The 15,767-nt window shown below is 57.4% G+C and carries 17 protein-coding genes and 1 pseudogene; 9 read left to right on the top strand and 9 right to left on the bottom strand.

All coding sequences use genetic code 11. The annotated features are described in order from the left end of the window. Positions 1-90: 90 nt before the first annotated feature. Complete coding sequence (locus tag F3J36_RS04810) at positions 91-591, bottom strand: GAF domain-containing protein (protein WP_166719040.1); 501 nt, start codon at positions 589-591, stop codon at positions 91-93. 218 nt (positions 592-809) lie between these two features. Between F3J36_RS04810 and yebS the strand changes: the two genes are divergently transcribed. The 3 genes from yebS to rsmF all read left to right on the top strand — a co-directional run bounded on the left by yebS (position 810) and on the right by rsmF (position 6,194). After that, positions 810-2,054, top strand: a complete 1,245-nt coding sequence (gene yebS / locus F3J36_RS04815) for a membrane integrity lipid transport subunit YebS (RefSeq protein WP_058771236.1) — start codon at positions 810-812, stop codon at positions 2,052-2,054. Then, positions 2,023-4,656 carry a PqiB family protein gene (locus F3J36_RS04820; protein ID WP_166719041.1) on the top strand — a complete coding sequence of 878 codons (2,634 nt, stop codon included), beginning with the start codon at positions 2,023-2,025 and terminating at the stop codon, positions 4,654-4,656. Before yebS ends, F3J36_RS04820 begins: the two co-directional genes overlap by 32 nt. Positions 4,657-4,769: 113 nt before the next feature. After that, positions 4,770-6,194 carry a 16S rRNA (cytosine(1407)-C(5))-methyltransferase RsmF gene (gene rsmF / locus F3J36_RS04825; RefSeq protein ID WP_166719132.1) on the top strand — a complete coding sequence of 475 codons (1,425 nt, stop codon included), beginning with the start codon at positions 4,770-4,772 and terminating at the stop codon, positions 6,192-6,194. A 6-nt stretch (positions 6,195-6,200) separates the two neighbouring features. On the opposite strand, the gene F3J36_RS04830 is transcribed toward rsmF, so the two are convergent. After that, positions 6,201-6,848, bottom strand: coding sequence for a metallophosphoesterase (locus F3J36_RS04830; protein WP_058757749.1), 648 nt, complete (start codon positions 6,846-6,848; stop codon positions 6,201-6,203). Positions 6,849-7,099: 251 nt separating this feature from the next. Here F3J36_RS04830 and F3J36_RS04835 point away from each other — a divergent pair. Beyond that, positions 7,100-7,830 (top strand): annotated as a pseudogene (locus tag F3J36_RS04835) (trans-aconitate 2-methyltransferase). Between the two features lie 234 nt (positions 7,831-8,064). On the opposite strand, the gene F3J36_RS04840 reads toward F3J36_RS04835, so the two are convergent. Next, on the bottom strand, positions 8,065-8,235 hold the full coding sequence (locus F3J36_RS04840) for a hypothetical protein (protein WP_165899336.1): 171 nt from the start codon (positions 8,233-8,235) through the stop codon (positions 8,065-8,067). 387 nt (positions 8,236-8,622) lie between these two features. Here F3J36_RS04840 and F3J36_RS04845 point away from each other — a divergent pair, with 387 nt between their 5' ends. The 3 genes from F3J36_RS04845 to F3J36_RS04855 all read left to right on the top strand — a co-directional run bounded on the left by F3J36_RS04845 (position 8,623) and on the right by F3J36_RS04855 (position 9,561). Then, a complete protein-coding gene (locus tag F3J36_RS04845; protein WP_166719042.1) occupies positions 8,623-8,853 on the top strand; it encodes a hypothetical protein in 231 nt (76 codons plus the stop codon). Between the two features lie 75 nt (positions 8,854-8,928). Beyond that, positions 8,929-9,321 (top strand): YgiW/YdeI family stress tolerance OB fold protein, encoded by a 393-nt coding sequence (locus tag F3J36_RS04850; protein WP_058757753.1) that lies wholly within the window; start codon positions 8,929-8,931, stop codon positions 9,319-9,321. Positions 9,322-9,390: 69 nt separating this feature from the next. Further along, positions 9,391-9,561, top strand: coding sequence for a hypothetical protein (locus F3J36_RS04855; RefSeq protein ID WP_058774586.1), 171 nt, complete (start codon positions 9,391-9,393; stop codon positions 9,559-9,561). A 450-nt stretch (positions 9,562-10,011) separates the two neighbouring features. On the opposite strand, the gene F3J36_RS24125 is transcribed toward F3J36_RS04855, so the two are convergent. From F3J36_RS24125 to yobA, 5 genes are all read right to left on the bottom strand, one after another. Then, on the bottom strand, positions 10,012-10,161 hold the full coding sequence (locus tag F3J36_RS24125) for a hypothetical protein (RefSeq protein ID WP_230857119.1): 150 nt from the start codon (positions 10,159-10,161) through the stop codon (positions 10,012-10,014). 20 nt (positions 10,162-10,181) lie between these two features. Further along, positions 10,182-10,394: a cold shock domain-containing protein gene (locus F3J36_RS04860; RefSeq protein ID WP_021510003.1), complete on the bottom strand. Its 213-nt coding sequence runs from the start codon at positions 10,392-10,394 to the stop codon at positions 10,182-10,184. Positions 10,395-11,016: 622 nt separating this feature from the next. Then, positions 11,017-11,364: a YebY family protein gene (locus F3J36_RS04865; protein WP_059009741.1), complete on the bottom strand. Its 348-nt coding sequence runs from the start codon at positions 11,362-11,364 to the stop codon at positions 11,017-11,019. A gap of 28 nt (positions 11,365-11,392) precedes the next feature. Further along, entirely contained in the window at positions 11,393-12,274 is an 882-nt protein-coding gene (gene copD / locus F3J36_RS04870) for a copper homeostasis membrane protein CopD (protein WP_166719043.1), read from the bottom strand. Next, positions 12,274-12,651, bottom strand: coding sequence for a CopC domain-containing protein YobA (yobA, locus tag F3J36_RS04875; RefSeq protein ID WP_166719044.1), 378 nt, complete (start codon positions 12,649-12,651; stop codon positions 12,274-12,276). Before yobA ends, copD begins: the two co-directional genes overlap by 1 nt. Positions 12,652-12,804: 153 nt before the next feature. Here yobA and F3J36_RS04880 point away from each other — a divergent pair, with 153 nt between their 5' ends. Further along, entirely contained in the window at positions 12,805-13,035 is a 231-nt protein-coding gene (locus F3J36_RS04880) for a DNA polymerase III subunit theta (protein WP_132462384.1), read from the top strand. Positions 13,036-13,038: 3 nt separating this feature from the next. Further along, on the top strand, positions 13,039-13,707 hold the full coding sequence (gene exoX, locus F3J36_RS04885) for an exodeoxyribonuclease X (protein WP_021509985.1): 669 nt from the start codon (positions 13,039-13,041) through the stop codon (positions 13,705-13,707). Here exoX and F3J36_RS04890 read toward each other — a convergent pair. Beyond that, positions 13,701-15,764: a prolyl oligopeptidase family serine peptidase gene (locus F3J36_RS04890; protein ID WP_166719045.1), complete on the bottom strand. Its 2,064-nt coding sequence runs from the start codon at positions 15,762-15,764 to the stop codon at positions 13,701-13,703. The two genes, exoX and F3J36_RS04890, sit on opposite strands and share 7 nt — an antisense overlap. Positions 15,765-15,767: the final 3 nt, after the last annotated feature.

Below are 15,767 nucleotides of genomic sequence, written 5' to 3' on the forward strand. Positions count from 1 at the left end.
TCCTGATTACAACGGGTTTGCCGACCAGAGCAGGCATGAACAGGCGACATTATAATGACAACATCGCCAAATGCTATGTGATCCAGTCGATTAGCTGCGCGTCAGCTGAAGAAATTTTTCAATGTCGCTCTTCGCCAGCACTGCACAAAGCCCGTCGGTAAGGGCTACCAGCCCCGCTTCATCCTCGCTATCGAAGCGAGAATAAACCGTACTGTCGATGTCGAGAACACCGACCATCGTGCCATTCACTTTCAGAGGAATCACGATTTCCGCGTTACTGGCGGCGTCGCAGGCAATGTGCCCCGGGAAAGCGTGTACGTCTTCAACCCGCTGCACGCTATCTTCCGCAACCGCGGTGCCACACACTCCTTTACCCACCGGAATGCGGACGCAGGCGATTTTGCCCTGGAACGGACCCAGCACCAGCGTCTCCGGCTCGGTCAGCAGATAGAAGCCTGCCCAGTTAACCCCTTCCAGGCGTTCAAACAGTAGCGCACTGCAGTTGCCCAGCGCCGCCAGGAAAGAGGTTTCGCCCGCTAACAGTGCGCGGACATCGCGATTTAAATCCTCGTAAAAGGCTTTTTTGTTCATTGTTTAACCATAACTCATCACTGGCGTGACCTTGTTGTCACTCAGTTGTTAAAATAAGCACTAATAATCCAACCCCACAAGGTGAATCATTGTGTTAGTTACTATACCCTTAGCACGCTATGCTTGAGACTATTCTCGTACCATAGATTGATGCAGACAGACGTGCTCTGCTCCGCATGCCGGTAACTGTAACGAACAATGGGCCCCTTGCGTCATTTATGAAAATTCACGCCATCAGCCAGACGTTGCCCCACGCACGTTATCAGCGTTGCCCGCAATGCGATACCCTTTTTTCCTTACCGGATGTGAAATCGCATCAGTCGGCTTATTGCCCGCGCTGTCATGCCCGTATTCAGAACGGTCGCGACTGGTCAATGACGCGGCTCACCGCTATGGCCGTCACGATGATCGTACTGATGCCGTTCGCCTTCAGCCTGCCGCTGGTGGATATCCGCCTGCTTGGCATGCGCATCAACGCCAGCCTGCTGGAGGGCGTGCTGCAGATGGCGCAACAGGGCAACGTGCTGACAGCCGCCATGGTGGCGTTTTGCACGATTGGCGCGCCGGTGACGCTGGTGGCCGGCATCTGCTATTTGTGGATTGGCCACGCGCTCGGCATGAACCTGCGCCCGGTCCTGCTGATGCTGGAGAAACTCAAAGAGTGGGTCATGCTGGATATCTATCTGGTCGGCGTGGCGGTGGCATCGATTAAGGTGCAGGATTATGCCGCGCTGGAGGTCGGCTACGGGCTGGTCGCCTATATCGCGCTGACCATTATGAGCCTGCTGACGCTGATTCATCTCAACGTGGAGGAGCTGTGGGAACATTATTATCCGCAGTCGGTGCCGCACGAACCGCCCGAGCGGTGGCAGGTTTGCCTGAACTGCCACCATACCGGTATGCCCGATGAACGCGGACGCTGCACGCGCTGCCATACGCCGCTCGATTTTCGCCGCCGCCACAGCCTGCAAAAATCCTGGGCGGCGCTGATCGCCTCGATTGTGCTGCTGATCCCGGCTAACCTGCTGCCGATTTCGGTGGTATACGTCAACGGTGCGCGACGCGAAGACACCATTTTCTCCGGTATTCTCGGCCTCGCCTCTGGTAACGTGCCGGTGGCGGCAGTGGTGTTTATCGCCAGTATTCTGGTGCCGTTTACCAAGGTGTTAGTGATGCTGACGCTGTTGCTCAGCATCCATTTTAAATGTGAACAGGGTTTGAAAACCCGCATCCGTCTGCTGCGCGCCGTCACCTGGGTGGGCCGCTGGTCGATGCTGGATCTGTTCGTCATTGCTTTAACCATGTCGCTGGTCAATCGTGACCAGCTGCTGGCTTTTACCATGGGACCTGCCGCCTTCTACTTTGGCGCGGCAGTCATCCTGACCATTATGGCCGTTGAGTGGCTCGATAGCCGCCTGATCTGGGATGCACATGCAACAGGAAACGCCGACTACACCGACTAGCGCTAATCTGCGTAATAAACGCAAGATTTCGCCGTTCTGGCTTTTGCCCATTATTGCCCTGCTGATTGCCGGCTGGCTGTTATGGACCAATTATCAGGAGCGCGGCACTACCATCACCATCAACTTCCAGACCGCGGACGGCATCGTGCCGGGCCGCACGCCGATTCGCTATCAGGGCGTGGAAGTGGGCACCGTGCAGGGCATTGTGCTTAGCGATGACTACCGCAGCATTCAGATCAAAGCCAGCATCAAGAGCGACATGCGCGATGCGCTGCGGGAGAACACCCAGTTCTGGCTGGTGACGCCAAAAGCCTCGCTGGCGGGCGTGTCCGGGCTGGATGCGCTGGTGGGCGGTAACTACATCGGCATGATGCCCGGCGACGGCAAAGAGCGCGATCACTTTACCGCGCTGGATACCCAGCCGAAATACCGGGTAAACACCGGCGAACTGCTGATTCACCTGCACGCGCCCGATCTCGGCTCGCTCAACACCGGTTCGCTGGTCTATTACCGTAAAATTCCGGTTGGCCGCGTCTATGACTACAGCATCAACGGTAATACCGATGGCGTGACCATTGATGTGCTGATTGAGCGACGCTTTACCAACCTGGTGAAAAAACAGAGCCGCTTCTGGAATGTGTCGGGCGTTGACGCCGATGTCAGCCTGAGCGGCGCCAAAGTGAAGCTGGAGAGTCTGGCCGCGCTGGTGAATGGCGCGATTGCCTTTGACTCGCCGGAAAGCGGCGAACAGGCCAACAGCGATCAAAACTATCAGCTCTATTCGGATCTGGCACACAGCCAGCGCGGCGTGCTGATTTCGCTCGATCTGCCCAACGGCGACAACCTGAAAGCCGACAGCACGCCGCTGATGTATCAGGGGCTGGAAGTGGGCACCCTGACCAAACTGACGCTGCTGCCGGGCGGCAAAGTGTCCGGCGAGCTGACGATCGATCCCTCCGTCACCGGCCTGATGCGCAGCGGCACGCGGATTGAGATGCGCGCGCCGAAACTCAGCCTGACCGACACCAGCCTGAGCAGCCTGCTGACCGGCAATACGCTGGAACTGGTCCCGGGCGAAGGTGAGCCGCAGGATCACTTCAGCGTGCTGCCGGCCAGCGAAACGCTGTTGCAGAAGCCGGATGTGCTCACCGTTCAGCTCAGCGCGCCGGAAACCTACGGTATCGATGCCGGACAGCCGGTGATGCTGTATGGCGTGAAGATCGGTCAGGTCATTTCGCGCCGGCTGGATGAAAACGGCATCAGCTTTGTGGCGGCCATCAATCCGGAGCATCGCCAGCTGGTGCACGCCGACAGCAAGTTCATCGTTAACAGCCGTCTCGACGTTAAATTTGGCCTCGACGGCATGCAGGTGCTGGGCGCCAGCGCGCGCGAATGGGTCGACGGCGGTATCCGGCTGGTGCCGGGTGCGAAAGGTCAGCCGTCCAGCCGCTATCCGCTATACGCCGACTCAGAGCGCGCGGCGGAAGGCATTACCGGCGATCAGCCGCCGACCACGCTCAAACTGACCGCCAACAGTCTGCCGGATGTGCAGGCCGGATCGGTGGTGCTGTACCGCAAGTTCCAGGTCGGTGAAGTGGTGGATGTGGTGCCGCGCGCCGATGCGTTTGAGATTTCGGTCCATATCCAGCCGCAGTATCGCAAGCTGCTGACCAGCGAGAGCGTGTTCTGGGCCGAAGGCGGCGCCAAAGTCCAGCTCAACGGCAGCGGTCTGACCGTGCAGGCTTCACCGCTGAACCGCGCGCTGAAAGGCGCAATCAGCTTTGATAACCTGACGGGCGCGCAGGCGGCGAAAGGCGTTAAGCGCGTGCTCTATCCGTCAGAGACCGCCGCGCGTGCGGTCGGCAGCCAGATTACCCTGCACACCTTTGATGCCAGCAAACTGTCGGCCGGCATGCCAATCCGCTATCTCGGCATCAACGTCGGTCAGGTGGAGTCGCTGGCACTGAGCCAGGATAACAACCAGGTGGTGGCAAAAGCGGTGCTCTATCCGGAGTATGTGCAGGACTTCGCGCGCATCGGCAGTCGCTTCTCAGTCGTCTCACCGGAGATTTCGCCCGCCGGCGTCAATCACCTGGAAACGCTGCTGCAGCCGTATGTGAACGTGGACCCGGGCAAAGGCGCGCTGGCGCGCAGCTTTGAACTGCAGGAAAGCACCATTACCGACTCGCGTTACCTTAACGGCCTGAATATCTATGTGGATACCACCGAAGCAGGATCGCTGTCGATTGGCACGCCGGTGCTGTTCCGCGGTGTAGAAGTCGGCACGGTCACCGGCACTTCGCTGGGCAACATGGCCGACCGCGTACAAATCGCGCTGCGCATCAGCAAGAAGTATCAGCATCTGGTGCGTAACAATTCGGTGTTCTGGCTGGCCTCCGGTTATAACCTCGACTTTGGTCTGATTGGCGGCGTGGTGAAAACCGGCACCTTCCAGCAGTTCATTCGCGGCGGCATCCAGTTTGCCACACCACCGACGGTGCCGCTGGCACCGCAGGCCGGTGCCGACAAGCACTTCCTGCTGCAGGATGAAGCGCCAAAAGAGTGGCGCAACTGGGGCACGGCGATTCCGTCGCCAAACTGAGACAACGGGCAGCCTGCGGGCTGCCCGACTTATTTGCGTCAGGGATATTGCGCACGGCTGTACCTGAGCCGGGCTCGGCGTTACACTTCGCCCTCACTTTGTTAGTCCGGTAGATATCCGTGTCCGATCGTTTTCCTGAAGATTTTCTCGCGCTGATGCGCGCCAGCCTGGCCGACGAGGCCGAACTCGAACGCTTTCTCGCCATCAGTCAGCAGCCGCTGCGCCGCAGTCTGCGCGTCAATACCCTGAAAATCAGCGTGGCGGATTTTCTCACGCGTGTGGCGGGCTATGGCTGGCAGCTGACGCCGATTCCGTGGTGTCGGGAAGGCTTCTGGATTGCGCGTGATGACGAATCGCTGCCGCTCGGCAGCGTCGCGGAACACCTCAGCGGTCTGTTCTATATTCAGGAAGCCAGCTCAATGCTGCCGGTCAGCGCGCTGTTTGACGCCGCGCCGGATGCCCGCCAGGTGATGGACGTGGCCGCTGCGCCGGGCTCTAAAACCACGCAGATGGCCGCGCTGATGCGCAATCAGGGCGCGATCCTCGCCAACGAATACTCCGCCAGCCGGGTGAAAGTGCTGCATGCCAATATCAGCCGCTGCGGCGTCAGCAATGTGGCGCTGACCCATTTTGACGGGCGCGTCTTTGGTGCCGCGCTGCCGGAACAGTTCGACGCCATACTGCTGGATGCGCCCTGCTCCGGCGAGGGTGTGGTGCGCAAAGATGCTGACGCGCTGCGCAACTGGACGCTGGCCAGCACCGAGGCCATCGCCGCCACCCAGCGCGATTTAATTGACAGCGCTTTTCACGCGCTGCAACCGGGCGGCACGCTGATTTACTCGACCTGTACGCTTAATACTATCGAAAACCAGCAGGTGATTGCCTGGCTGCAGCAGCGCTATCCGCAGGCGCTGGAAATTGTGCCGCTCAACGATCTGTTTGCTGGCGCCGAACGCGCGCTGACGCCGGAAGGATTCCTGCACGTGTTTCCGCATATCTTCGACAGCGAAGGCTTTTTCGTCGCGCGGCTGCGCAAAACTGCCCGCGTGCCGCCATTGCCGGCGCCGACCTACAAACTCGGCAAGCTGCCCTTCTCGCCCGCCAGCCGCAAGCTGGTGGCGGAGGTGGCGCAGGCCGCGCACAAGGTGGGACTTCACTGGGATGAGAGCCTGACGTTGTGGCAGCGCGACAAAGAGCTGTGGCTGTTCCCGGCGGCACTGGAGAGCTGGCTCAGCAAAGTGCGTTTTTCGCGTATTGGTCTCAAACTGGCGGAAACCTTCCCGAAAGGCTTTCGCTGGCAGCATGAAGCGGTGGTGGCGCTGGCGCAACCGGACAGCACGCTGGCGTTCGAACTGGACGAAGCGCAGGCGGAAAGCTGGTATCGCGGTCAGGATATTCATCCCGACACGCCGCCCGCGCGCGATGAAGTGATTGTTACCCACCAGCAGCAGCCGCTGGGCCTGGCGAAACGCGTTGGAAACCGCATCAAAAACAGCTATCCGCGTGAACTGGTGCGCGACGGCCGGCTGTTCCGTTAACAACCATTACTGCAATTGCACCAGCGTCAGCCGGTTGCCAAAGACCGCGCCGGTATCTATGTAATGCTGATTAGCGGCGTTAAGCGGCTGCTCCAGCGGCGTATGGCCAAAGTAGAACGCACTGGCACCGGCGATCGGCTGCGAACGACCGCGCTGATGGCGAGCGAGCCGGTCGCGGCTCCAGACGACCTGATGCCAGTCGACATCCTGTCCCAGTGCGTAGGCACTGGCAGGATAGTCGGCATGAGCAATGACGATGACGCGCTCCTCAAATTGCAGATGTAAAATCAGCGGCAGATCGGCACAGCGCTTCAGCGCATGACGCGCGGCAATCAGCCGCGCACCGCTCAGCTGCCAGAACCAGTCCCCGCCATTCATCATCCACAGCATCGGATCGTCGCCCTGCAGCGCATCGAGCGCCATCTGCTCGTGATTACCGCGCACGCAGCGGAACCACGGTTCTTCCAGCAGTTGCAGACAGCCGAGGCTGTCCGGCCCGCGGTCGATTAAATCCCCAACCGATAGCAGCAGATCCTGTTGTCGATCAAAGCCCTGCCGCAGCAGCTGCGCATCAAGCTGCGCGCGGCAGCCGTGCAAATCACCGACCACCCAAATATTGCGCCAGTTATTTGCACGCAGCGTCTGATAAAACATGTTATCTGCCCCGGTTGACTGGAAGTTTAGTAAACCCGGCATAAAGTATAGTCCGGTGAGGGGTAGCCGCGGAGGCATCAGCGTGAGCAGTCGGAAACAGTTTGTTGGCATCCTCGTGATGATTTTTATTGGCAGCCTGCTACTACTGGAGTCGCTCGCGCGCCTGGTGCATCTGCTTTTTGTCGGCTGAGCGGTGTTTCATGCCGCGCTATACGCTTACACTCCTTTGCGTCTTATTGAAAGGAGTCTCCATGAGTCAGAATATCTACGATAACCCCGACTTTTTTGCTGGCTACGCCACCCTGCCGCGTTCGGTCAACGGACTGGACGGCGCGCCCGAGTGGCCCGCGCTGCGGGCCATGCTGCCTGAACTGCGTGACCAGCGCGTGCTGGATTTGGGCTGCGGCTAAGGCTGGTTTTGTCGTTACGCACAGCAGCAAGGCGCGCGTGAAGTTGTGGGGCTGGATGTGTCAGAAAAAATGCTGGCGCAGGCCGCGGCCATGACCGATCGGCCCGGCATCACTTACCAGCGCGCTGATCTCGAAACCCTGCAGCTCAGCAGCACTTTTGACGTGGTGTACAGTTCGCTGGCGCTGCACTATCTCAGCCATATCGACGCCCTGTTTGCCACGATCATTCATGCGTTACGTCCCGGCGGCGCGCTGGTGTTTTCATGCGACCACCCGATCTATACCGCTCCGCGTCAGCAGGAGTGGTTCATTGATGATGCCGGGCAGCGCAGCTGGCCAGTTAATCAGTATCAGCAGGAAGGGGAACGGGTCAGCAACTGGTTTGCCGCTGGCGTGAAGAAGCAGCACCGCAAGCTGGCAACGTGGATCAATGCGCTGATTGCCGCCGGTCTGGTGATTGAACGGCTGGATGAGTGGGTCCGGATGTACAGCAGGTAGCGGAGAATCCGGCGCTGGACGAGGAGCGCGAGCGTCCGATGCTGTTTTTGCTGGCGGCGCGCAGGCCGCTGTAAGGTTTTCAGCAGTGGCTGCATCCTGCAGCCCTGTGAAAATTCCCCCCGGCGCTTATCTCCGGCACTCAATCAAGGTGTTAGCTCTGTAAGGGACGGCACCTACTGTAACGCTTAAGATTATTCCGAACAAGTTAAATGATATTAACTATCATTCTCAACTATTGATCTGGCACGCTGTCTGGCTGAGTCAACGGTGCATATCACAATCACACTACTGCTATGGTCAATCTATGCCTAACGCGTGATTAAAAAGATCGCCAGCATAAAACCGACAAACAAACCGGCAAAGGTCAGCAAACCGGTGCGCGGCGTTTTGGCCTGACCGACAATCGCGCCGATAAAAATGCTCAGAATGGTGAGCGTGCCAATCATCACCCAGAGAAGGTAGTGTGTATTTGCTGCCATGCGAAATCCTGTTAAGCGGCCATCAATCAATGCGCCCTGTTATACCATTTTTCGCTGTGGCTGGCTGCTGCAAATATCCGCTGTGTTGCATTCAGCATAACAATGCATCACATGTGACAACGTCACTTGCGTATTATCTCACGCAATGTTATTGCGTTTAATGAATGCGCTAATTGAGCAAATAAAGTCCGGCAACAAGGGTACCGACGGAAATAATATGGAATAGCTCAGTCATGATAGCGACCTCAATTTAATGCCTGTACGACTCAGTCAAGAACAGCATTTGGCGTTCGTCAAATCATCACCCGCCTGCAATAAGCGCAGCCGATGGCATAAATACCAATCGATGCTTAACTGAATACGTACCCATAAGACAGGAGGAAAGCCATGAGCCAGTCTGCATTAGCCACCAACCCTGCGTTAAGCGACGACGACCTCAATGAGATGGGCATCCGTCCGGACATGCTTTTCAAAACGCAGCCCGACGATAACGGCGCAGCCGGTTACTATTTCAACGTACCGGACACCACGCCGCAGCGTGTGCTGGGGCAGAAACGCTGGTCGCTGGGCGATCGCATCGACATTCCGGCCAGCGTGTTAAATAACGATTCAGCGTAACGGCTCCCGCGATGCGCGATCCTGTGCCAGGCTTAAGTCATAGTGGAATGTTGCAATCAAGAGGGAATGATTATGATGAAAAAAACGGTACTGGCGTCACTGCTGATGGTGTTTAGTCTGGGCGCTATCGCTGAACAGGGCGGCTTCGAGGGCGGTAAAACCCCGCCGCCGCAGAAACAACAGGACGCCGGTTATAAAGGTTCTGAAGATACCGGCCAGACACATATCGAACAGATTCGGGATTTTCGTCAGGGCGGCTATGTCACGCTGGAAGGTTATATCGTTAAAAAGTTAAGCGGTGATAATTATCAGTTTCGCGACAGCACCGGCACCGTGACCATTAAGGCTGCAGCCGATACCTTCAAAGGCAAAACCTATAACGCCGAGGATCAGGTACGGGTAAGCGGCAAAGTGTATGGCCGGGGCGAAAATACCCGTGTGGATGTTGCACGTATCGAAGAACCTTAATTCTTTATCGTCCGGTCCGCCGTGGCGTGTGCGGCGGACATTATCTTTCCATTGTCAGGAAATCATCGCATGAAGAGCCTGTTTGCCAGTCTGTTAATCCTCTCCACCCTGACCGCGCTGGCTGGCTGTCAGCAACCTGAACGGCCAATTGGTCCGGACGGACGCCCTAATGTCCCTGCAGAACAACCGGTGCCCGGGGGTCCTATGAGTAAAGGACCGGTAGGCCAGCCGCAGGCCTGACCGCACAAGAACGCAGCAGTATCACTCAATAAAGAAACCGGGATCAGAGGAAAAAAACCTCCCGCAGGAGGTTTATCACCTAGATCGGTTTCTGCCCATCGTCTTCGCCGGTATCATCATCGTCATCAAGCGGCTCTTCACCAGGCACCTGCGCATCGTCAGGCAGCGGAGTGACATCATCGGGTCGTTCTGACATAAGCACCTCCATACCCCACATTGGGTAATAACTATTTTAGTTGCGTTATCCTTCAGCCTGGCGGGTTTATCACGCATCTGTGAATTAAGCGTAAGAAGTAAATTAGTTATGGGTTAACGCTTTGCTTATCGCCTGCCCTCGGCTAACGCGACAAAAAAAAGGCCACCCGAAGGTGACCAATAATAGGGTACTCGCTGCGTTAGTCATCAGGTGTGGTTATTAATTTATTTCGCCACATGAATAACACAACTGAATTAATTCGCTTCTTTCATCACATACAACGACGAGGCGATGGCAATCATAATCGACTTACAAAAAATACATTTTGCGCCGAGTGGATTTTGCCTGTTCCTGTCAAAAATGGACTGGCGATATTGAGAGCCCTGACATTGTGGGCATCTCATAGCATTAATTACTGTAATAATCAGAGACCTGTAACGTTAACAGCTGACGGACCTTTAGGGCCGTTTTCCACAGAGAATTCAACTTTCTGACCGTCATCGAGTGAACGGAAGTCAGTTCCCTGAATGGCAGAGAAATGGACGAAAACGTCTTTGCTGCCGTCTTCCGGAGAAATGAAGCCGAAACCTTTCTCAGCGTTGAACCATTTTACTGTACCGAGCATTTTATTTGACATGTTTATACCTTGATAATGAGCCATATGGCATTAGAGGCTGAACCGCAGCGACACATCAGAACCTGAGATAAAACTCAAAGAGAAAGGCACAGGAAAGGCACTAACACAGATGAGAGATACAAAACGAACTAACTAGGGACTGTCTGCTTATCAGACCGGAGATGCATTAACGCACGTCTGGCGGATAAACACAAGGGGTAATAAAATTTAATGGCCAATTAAAGGCGTAACGAAACGGTCAACGCTCCGCGTTTAAAGTTTTAAGTGGATAGAATTAGTCACTATTTTAATCTCTGAAAGCCTCAGGCATTTAAAATAATTATTTTGCTGCGGCCACGACTGCCATTTCGCCAGGTAAAGAGTAAGCCGAAAAAGAGACAAAAAAAGACCCAATACGATTCCTGTATCGGGTCCAGGGAAATGGCTCGTTGAGAGCCGTGCGCTAAAAGTTGGCATTTTTGCAGGCGAGGACGCCTTGCCTTTTAAAGGTAGACCAGCATCGGTGATTTTCCAGCCAGCGGGCTTCGCCGCCGGCAAAAGCTGCCAACTCTGTGATCGGGCTGGCACTAACGGCTGGCAGGCGCAGCGGCAAAAATGTGCGCTACGCCTGAAAATGCAGGGATTATTTACCGCACAGCTGCTGGGCGCGATCGACGATCGGCTGCAGGCTCATTTTTTGTCCCGGATGCGCTTTATCGGCCGCAAGGATGGTATCGATGGACTGCAATGTGCCCTGCCCGGCATTGCCGCGCGCCAGCGCTTTATCATTGAGCGGATACTGCAGCAGCGTACTGGGGTTGATGGCAAACAGCGCGCCATCTTTCTCGCAGGTCAGCATCACCTCTTCGCGGGTGAACGGCCATTTATCTTTGCCCATTTCAAAACGGCTGACGGTGATAATTTGCCCGGCGAACGCCTGGCTGCACAACGCCATCAATAACCCAGCTGGAATCAGTTTCTTCAGCAAAATCTCGACCTCATCTCATCTTTTAACAGATTCAGGCCGGCGAAAGCGTGGCAAACACGCTCACCAGCCCGATAACAATCAACGCCAGCAGCAGCTCGAGCTGCGTCAGACGGATAAAAAGTTTCGGTGCCCGGCTGGCGGCCAGGCGAAAACGCGGCACCAGCAGATAGCGATTAAGCAGCGCAATCAGCACCATCAGTGCCACCAGCAGCGCTTTGCTCACCAGCAACTCGCTCCACAGCGTGGCGGTCCAGTTGAACGGCGTGCCGGCAATCAGCAGGCTGTTGACTGTGCCGGTAACAATCGCCAGCGCCACGGCCAGATGACCATAGCGTGAAAAGCGCATCATGCTGCGAATGGCATCGGTGCGCCAGGCAATGTTACGCGCCTCGCGCATCAATAGCAGCAGCGGCAGCAGACCACCGGCCCAGAAAGCGGCCGCGATCAGGTGCAGCGCATGATTCCCCTGCTGCAGCAGTCCTGGCATGCCATCGCGCATCGCCGCATGGCCGACGCCCGCCAGCGCCACCAGCTGCAACAGCGCAGTAGCCAGTAACGCCTGCTGGCGCAGATTACCCCGCAGGCGCAGCGCCAGCGTGCTGAGCAGGGCAAACAGGATAACCCAGCGCCACACCGCGCCGAAGCGCGTGCCCAGCACCGCCAGCCAGACGTCGATGCTGGCGATACTGCGCCAGTCGCCGCTCATCAGCCCGGTCTGCGCCGCCAGCATCAACAGCGCACTGAGTAAACTCAGCACAGCGCTGTATCCCATCAGCCGCCGCCAGCGCTGTGCCAGCACCGGTCGGTAGCGCGCCGGTGCCAGCAGCGCGGTATAAAATGCACTGCCGGTCAGCAGCAACAGCGCCAGAAAATGCAGCGCCCGCAGGCCGATCCAGAACGCGCTAAGACTCATTACTTCACGCTGAAGCTGTAGCTACCTTTGGTTTTGTGGCCGTCCACTGACAGCACGTGCCAGTTGACCTGATACTGGCCCGACGCCAGCGGCTGGGCGATCGGCACAATCAGCTGATCGTGCTGCTGCGGATTCAGCTGGGCTTTATCCAGCGCCACCGGCTGCTGCTGCGCGTTGGTCATTTCCACGCCGCTGAATGCCGGTTCAATATCTTCGGTAAATGTCAGGGTGAGTTGCTGCGGCGCGTGCTCCACCACGGCGTTATCCGCCGGCACCGGGGCTTTCAGGTGGGCATGTGCCAGAGCCAGCGGGCTGAAGCCCAGCGTCGCGCCCGCCAGCAGTAGCGCGATAACGCGCCTGGATGCAGTTTTCATCATCACGTCTTCCCTTTTAACTGCGGCACTGCGCCGCAAATGTGGCAGCAGGATACGCCGCTGCTTTTAGGCTGTCGAGACTTGCGGTGCGATCCAATTCCCTTGATCCAGCAGGGCGAAACCATTATTTTTGCCCCTGTTTATCAGGAGAAAAGCATGAGCCAAAACCTTGCCCTGCTGTCGCAGGAAGAGAAAGACAAAGTAAACGTCGATCTCGCCGCCGCTGGCGTGGCGTTTAAAGAGCGCTACAACATGCCGGTGATCGCCGAGATGGTGGAGCGCGAGCAGCCGGAAGCGCTGCGCGACTGGTTCCGTCAGCGCCTGATGACCTATCGCCAGGCATCGCTTAGCCTCTCCCGCCTGCCCTACGAACCTAAGCAGAAATAATTTATGTTACGCGTAATCGATACGGAAACCTGTGGCCTGCAGGGCGGCGTGGTGGAAGTGGCGTCAGTGGATGTCATTGACGGCCAAATCGTCAATCCGATGAGCGATCTGATCTGCCCGGATCGGCCCATCAGTCGTCAGGCGATGGCGGTGCACCGCATCACTGAAGCCATGGTGGTAGGCAAACCGACCATCGAAGAGGCGATTGGCCGCTATCACGGTAGCCCGCACTATGTGGCGCATAACGCCAGCTTTGACCGGCGCATGCTGCCGACGATGCCGGGCGAATGGATCTGCACCATGACGCTGGCGCGCCAGCTGTGGCCGGGCATTAAATACGGTAATCAGGCGCTGCGCCACAGCCTGAAACTTGAGGTGTCGCCGCCGGATGATCTGCACGCGCACCGCGCGCTGTACGATTGCTACGTCACCGCCGCGCTGCTGATCCGCATTATGGAAACCTCCGGCTGGAGCGCCAGCGAGATGGTGAGTCGCTGCCAGCCGGCGCCGGTCAGCGACGAGGTGTTCCCGTTTGGTAAGTATCGTGGTCAGAGCATCGGCAGCATCGCGCGTAAAGATCCGGGCTATTTGCGCTGGGTGCTGGAAAACGTACGTGATTTGCGCGCGCCGCTGCGGCAGACGCTGCGCAAATACGTTAAGGACACTCAGTAATCGCTGCGCGGCGGCAGCGTGCCCTGCGCCAGGGCGATCAGGAAAGTGAACTCCTGCGCCACGCCTTCATAGGATTTATAACGTCCTGATTTGCCGCCGTGGCCGGAATCCATATCGGTGCAGAGTAACAGCAGCGCATCGTTGGTGCGCAGCTCACGCAGCTTTGCCACCCACTTCGCCGGCTCCCAGTACTGTACCTGCGAATCGTGCAGCCCGGTGGTCACCAGCAGGTGCGGATACGCCTGCGCCGTCACGTTGTCATACGGGCTGTACTGGCGGATGTAGCGATAGAATTCCGCCTGCTCCGGATTGCCCCACTCATCATATTCACCGGTGGTCAGCGGAATCGACGGATCGAGCATGGTCGTGACCACATCGACAAACGGCACCTGAGCGATCACGCCGTGAAACAGCTGCGGCGCCATATTCAGCACGCCGCCCATCAGTAAGCCTCCGGCACTGCCGCCCATGGCATACAGCTGCTGCGGGTTACCGTAACCTTTCGCCACCAGCGCTTCGGTAACATCAATGAAGTCGGTGAAGCTGTTCATTTTATGTTGCAGCCGGCCATCGTCATACCACTGCTGGCCCAGCTCGCCGCCGCCGCGCACGTGGATAATCGCGTAGATGAAACCGCGCTCCAGCAAACTGATGCGGCTGGTGCCGAAACTGGCCTCCATGCTGCTGCCATAGGCGCCGTAGCCGTACGCCAGCAGCGGATTGGCGCCGCGCTGAAAGTGTTTGCGGTGATAAACCAGTGAGACCGGCACTTCCGTGCCGTCGCGCACCGTGATCCACAGGTGTTCACTTTTGTAGTCGGCAGAGTCAAAGCCCGGCACCGGGGTTTGCTTGAGAATGCGCCGCTCGCCGGTCTCCATGTTCAGTTCGAACAGCGTAGTCGGCGTCGTCATCGACGAGTAGCCGTAGCGCAGCGTGTCACTTTCCGGCGTGGGGTTGTAGGCCAGCCAAGTGACATAGGCCGGATCGTCAAAGGCAATACCGTAGCTCTCACCGCTGGCCCAGTTAATCTGGCGCAGGGTATTTACTCCGCGCTGGCGCTCTTCGACCACCAGCCAGTTACGAAACAGCTGGAAATCTTCCATCACCACATGGTCGCGCGGCGGAATCAGGGTTTGCCAGCGATCTTCTGCGAGCCACGCGCTGCGGTACAGGCCGAAATTTTTGCCGTCGCGGTTGGAGCGAATGAAGAACTGGTGATCGTAGTGATCGATGCTGTATTCATGATCGCGCCGCCGCGGACAAAACACCTGCGGCTGTGCGTCCGGATATTCCGCGTCAATCAGCAGAATTTCACTGGTGGTTGTGCTGAACAGCGCGATCAGGATGAAGTGTTCCGAGGTAGTTTTATGCACGCTGAGGTGGAAAGACTCATCCTGCTCTTCATACACCAGCTGATCTTCCGACTGCGGATGCCCCAGTTCGTGACGCCACACCTGATAAGCCAGCAGCGTTTTCGGATGCTTGCGTACGTAGTAGAGGGTGCGTGAGTCGTTGGCCCACGCCTCGCTGGAGGACGCGTCGCGCAGCACCTCCGGATACCAGCTGCCGCTGTTGAGATTACGAAAGCGGATGCCGTACTGGCGGCGCGATAAAAAATCTTCCGCCAGCGCCATCACCTGGTTATCCGGGCTGATATCCAGCGTGCCCATGGTGTAAAAATCACTGTGTGCCGCACGCTGGTTGCCATCCAGCAGCAGTTGCCACGGCTGGTCGGCGGGTGCATCTACCGGCTGGCGGAAATAGGCCGCGTACTCATTGCCGGCTTCGTAACGGCTTTGATAGCGGTAGCCGCGTTTAACGTACGGTACCGAATGGTCCTGCGCCGGCAGCCGATCGATGATCTCTTTCAGTACCCGATCCTGCAGCGCATCCTGAGAAGCCATCATCGCTTTACCGTAGCGGTTTTCCGCCTCCAGATAAGCCAGTACCTCGGGGTTTCGCCGGTCATCATCACGCAGCCAGAAATAGTTGTCGGTGCGTGTTTCGCCGTGTAACGTCATGTGGTGGGGGATTTTTTTCGCTTGCGGCTGATTCATTAC

The sequence above is a fragment of the Pantoea sp. Cy-640 genome, assembly GCF_011752635.1.
Lineage (GTDB): Bacteria > Pseudomonadota > Gammaproteobacteria > Enterobacterales > Enterobacteriaceae > Pantoea > Pantoea dispersa.